The following is a 4,063-nucleotide window of genomic DNA, read 5'->3' on the forward strand; positions in this document are numbered from 1 at the left end:
CAGGACCGGCTCCAGCAGTTCATCCCCGGGGGCGGCTTCGGCGCCGTCGGCATCCTGCTGATCGTGGTCGGCGCGGTCGCCATCTGGCTCCTGTCCGGCTTCTACCGCGTGCAGTCCGAGGAGCTCGGCGTCGTGCTGCGCTTCGGCAAATACGTCCGCGATGAGCAGCCCGGCCTGCGCTACCATCTGCCTTATCCGATCGAGACCGTGCTGCTGCCCAAGGCGCTGCGCGTCAACTCGATCTCCATCGGCATCACCGCCAATGACGACGGCCGACGCGGTGGCCGCGGCGGTCGCGACGTTCCGGAGGAGAGCCTGATGTTGACCGGCGATGAGAACATCGTCGACGTCGACGTCACCGTGCTGTGGCGCATCAAGCCGAAGGGCGCCGCCGACTTCCTGTTCAACATCCAGAACCCCGAGGGCACCGTGAAGGCGGTGGCCGAGAGCGCGATGCGCGAGGTGATCGGCCGCTCCAACATCCAGCCGATCCTGACCGGCGCCCGCACCGTGATCGAGCAGAATGTGCAGGAACTGATGCAGAAGACGCTCGACAACTACGGCTCCGGCATCCAGATCACCCAGGTGCAGATGCAGAAGGTCGACCCGCCGGCCCAGGTCATCGAGGCCTTCCGCGACGTCCAGGCGGCCCGCGCCGACCTCGAGCGTCTGCAGAACGAGGCCCAGACCTACGCCAACAAGGTGGTGCCCGATGCGCGCGGCCGTGCCGCGCAGATCCTGCAGACCGCCGAGGGCTACAAGGAGCAGGCCGTCGCCGAGGCCAAGGGCCAGAGCGCGCGCTTCCTCAAGGTCTATGACGAGTACAAGAAGGCCCCCGACGTGACCCGCGAACGTATCTATCTGGAGACGATGGAGCGCGTGCTCTCCGGCTCCGAGAAGCTCGTGCTCGACGGAGGCCCGTCCGGCGGTCCGGTGCCGCTGCTGCCGCTCGGCGATCTCGCGCCGCGCCGCCAGGGCCCGGCCGCTCAGCAGGGAGGCGTCCGATGAGGTCTCCCGTCACAGGAATCCTGGCGCTGGTGATCGCGCTTGCGGTGGTCGTGATCGGCTACAGCTCGCTGTTCACCGTGCAGCAGACCGAGCAGGCGCTCGTGGTGCGGTTCGGCAAGCCGGTCGACGTGGTCACGCAGCCCGGCCTGAACGTCAAGGCGCCGTTCATCGACAACGTGATCTCGATCGACAAGCGCATCCTCGACCTCGAGAACCCCTCGCAGGAGGTGATCGCGTTCGACCAGAAGCGTCTCGTGGTCGACGCCTTCGCGCGCTACAAGATCAAGAACGCGCTGCAGTTCTATCAGAGCGTCGGGTCGATCCAGACCGCCAACGTCCAGCTCGGCACCTTGCTCAACGCAGCGCTCCGCCGCGTGCTCGGCGAGGTCACCTTCACGCAGGTGGTGCGCGACGAGCGCGAGGCCCTGATGCGCAAGATCCGCGATCAGCTCGACAAGGAGGCCGACGCCTACGGCATCCAGGTGGTGGACGTCCGCATCCGCCGCGCCGACCTGCCGGAGGCCAACAGCCAGGCGGTCTACAACCGGATGAAGACCGAGCGGCAGCGCGAGGCCGAGGAGTTCCGGGCGCTCGGTGGCCAGAAGGCCCAGGAGATCCGGTCCAAGGCCGACCGCGAGGCGACGGTGATCATCGCCGAGGCCAACTCGCAGGCCGAGCAGACCCGCGGCGCCGGCGACGCCGAGCGCAACCGGCTGTTCGCCGAGGCCTATGGCAAGGACCGCGACTTCTTCGCCTTCTACCGCTCGATGACGGCGTATGAGAACGGCCTGAAGTCCGGCGACACCCGCTTCCTGCTGCGGCCCGACTCCGAGTTCTTCCGCTACTTCGCCAACCCCTCGGGGAAACCGGCCTCGGGCTCGGAAACGCCGTCGGCCGCCAGCACGACTGCGGCGGCGCAGGCGCCGAAACCCTGATCTCGTCGGGCAGTTGATCCCGGCGAATAGGAGTTGACATGGACGGGGCGAAGCCGTTGCTTCGCCCCGTCTGATATCAAGAAGGTCGAATGGGAGGTCCGGGTCCGATGAGGTCCATTGCGTTTTCCGATTTCCTCATCGGATTAGGTATCCTGTTCGTGCTTGAGGGCCTGATGTTTGCGGCGAGCCCCGAATGGATGCGGCGGGCCATGAAGACCGCCATGACCACCCCCGACAACGTGCTGCGGGCCGTCGGCATCGGCTCGGCGGTCGCGGGCCTGGTGCTGATCTGGGTCATCCGACGGCCGATCTGAGAGCAGGGATTTGCTGCCGGCTTGGCAGCGGCTTGCCACAGGAACCGGCGCTCGCCCTGACGATTGCCGTCCGCCGCCCGGCCAACGCCATTGTGAGGCGATGGCCGTGCCATTTTGCCGTATTAGGTCGCCTTCAATGATGAATCGGGCGCCGCGCGCTAGTGCGCTTGCGTCGCTGCCCGGTTCCGGCGCACTGTACCCGTTGAATTTTCCGCCTTTTCTGGAGATCCGCCCGATGACCGCAACCCTTGCTTTCCGCCGTCGCCTGCGTCCGATCCTGACCGCGGCGGTCCTTGCTGCGGGCTGGGCGCTCGCGCCGGCGCCGGCTTCGGCGCGCGGACCCGAGGGGATCGCCGACGTCGCCGAGAAGGTCATCGACGCCGTCGTCAACATCTCGACCTCGCAGACCGTCGAGGCCAAGGGCGGCGGCTCCTCCGAAGGCCGCGGCGCCAATCCGCAGGTGCCGCCGGGCTCGCCGTTCGAGGAGTTCTTCGACGACTTCTTCAAGAACCGCCGTGGCGGTCCAGGCGGCCGGGGCGGCGACGCCACGCCGCGGCGCACCAACTCGCTCGGCTCCGGCTTCATCGTCGACGACTCGGGCATCGTGGTCACCAACAACCACGTCATCGCCGATGCCGACGAGATCAACGTCATCATGAACGACGGCACCAAGATCAAGGCCGAGCTGGTCGGCGTCGACAAGAAAACCGACCTCGCGGTGCTCAAGTTCAAGCCGCCGCGGCAGCTCACGGTGGTGAAGTTCGGCGACTCCGACAAGCTCAGGCTGGGCGATTGGGTGGTCGCGATCGGCAACCCGTTCAGCCTCGGCGGCACCGTCACCGCGGGCATCGTCTCGGCCAAGAACCGCGACATCTCGTCGGGGCCGTATGACAGCTACATCCAGACCGACGCCGCCATCAACCGCGGCAACTCGGGCGGCCCGCTGTTCAACCTCGACGGCGAGGTCATCGGCGTCAACACCCTGATCATCTCGCCCTCCGGCGGCTCGATCGGCATCGGCTTCGCGGTGCCCTCGAAGACCGTCGCTGGCGTCGTCGACCAGCTGCGCCAGTTCGGCGAGCTGCGCCGGGGCTGGCTCGGCGTCCGCATCCAGGGCGTCACCGACGAGATCGCCGAGAGCCTCAACATCAAGCCCGCGCGCGGCGCGCTGGTCGCCGGCGTCGACGACAAAGGCCCGGCCAAGCCGGCCGGCATCGAGCCCGGCGACGTCGTCGTCAAGTTCGACGGCCGCGACATCAAGGAGCCGAAGGACCTGTCGCGCATCGTCGCCGACACCGCCGTCGGCAAGGAGGTCGACGTCGTCGTCATCCGCAAGGGCCAGGAGCAGACGCTCAAGGTCAAGCTCGGCCGGCTCGAGGACAACGAGAAGGTCCAGCAGGCGGCGATCAAGAAGGACGAGCCGGCCGACAAGCCGGTGACCCAGAAGGCGCTCGGGCTCGATCTTGCCGCGTTGTCGAAGGATCTGCGCACGCGCTACAAGATCAAGGACAGCGTCAAAGGCGTCGTCGTCACCGGCGTCGACCAGTCGTCCGATGCCGCCGAGAAGCGGCTGTCGGCCGGCGACGTCATCGTCGAGGTCGCCCAGGAGGCGGTGACCTCCGGCGCCGACATCAAGAAGCGCGTTGACCAGCTCAAGAAGGACGGCAAGAAGTCGGTCCTGCTGCTGGTGTCGAACGCCGACGGCGAGCTGCGGTTCGTGGCGCTGAGCCTGCAGTAGGGGCGTTCAGCCGCCCTGCGGGCGGCTGCTTTGCCCACCCTGCGCGACCTCGCCTTGAGCCCGACTTG

The 4,063-nt window shown here is 67.5% G+C and carries 4 protein-coding genes; all 4 read left to right on the forward strand.

Annotated features, from left to right (window positions below):
- A partial coding sequence (gene hflK / locus BRAO375_RS23625) for an FtsH protease activity modulator HflK (protein WP_052536126.1) occupies positions 1 to 1,008 on the forward strand: 1,008 nt, incomplete at its 5' end.
- Positions 1,005 to 1,943 (forward strand): protease modulator HflC, encoded by a 939-nt coding sequence (gene hflC, locus BRAO375_RS23630; RefSeq protein WP_009029971.1) that lies wholly within the window; start codon positions 1,005 to 1,007, stop codon positions 1,941 to 1,943. The genes hflK and hflC, both read left to right, overlap by 4 nt.
- Positions 1,944 to 2,050: 107 nt before the next feature.
- Positions 2,051 to 2,257 (forward strand): DUF2065 domain-containing protein, encoded by a 207-nt coding sequence (locus BRAO375_RS23635; RefSeq protein ID WP_008960820.1) that lies wholly within the window; start codon positions 2,051 to 2,053, stop codon positions 2,255 to 2,257.
- Positions 2,258 to 2,492: 235 nt separating this feature from the next.
- The gene (locus BRAO375_RS23640) at positions 2,493 to 3,995 is read left to right on the forward strand and encodes a Do family serine endopeptidase (protein WP_009029972.1); all 1,503 of its coding nucleotides are present in this window, start codon (positions 2,493 to 2,495) and stop codon (positions 3,993 to 3,995) included.
- Positions 3,996 to 4,063: the final 68 nt, after the last annotated feature.

The organism is Bradyrhizobium sp. ORS 375 (assembly GCF_000239775.1).
GTDB lineage: Bacteria > Pseudomonadota > Alphaproteobacteria > Rhizobiales > Xanthobacteraceae > Bradyrhizobium.

Excerpts from the sequence above, each read along its gene's own strand:
- hflC (WP_009029971.1), top strand. The coding sequence starts at position 1,005 with ATGAGGTCTCCCGTCACAGGAATCCTGGCGCTGGTGATCGCGCTTGCG.
- BRAO375_RS23635 (WP_008960820.1), top strand. The coding sequence starts at position 2,051 with ATGAGGTCCATTGCGTTTTCCGATTTCCTCATCGGATTAGGTATCCTG.
- BRAO375_RS23640 (WP_009029972.1), top strand. The coding sequence starts at position 2,493 with ATGACCGCAACCCTTGCTTTCCGCCGTCGCCTGCGTCCGATCCTGACC.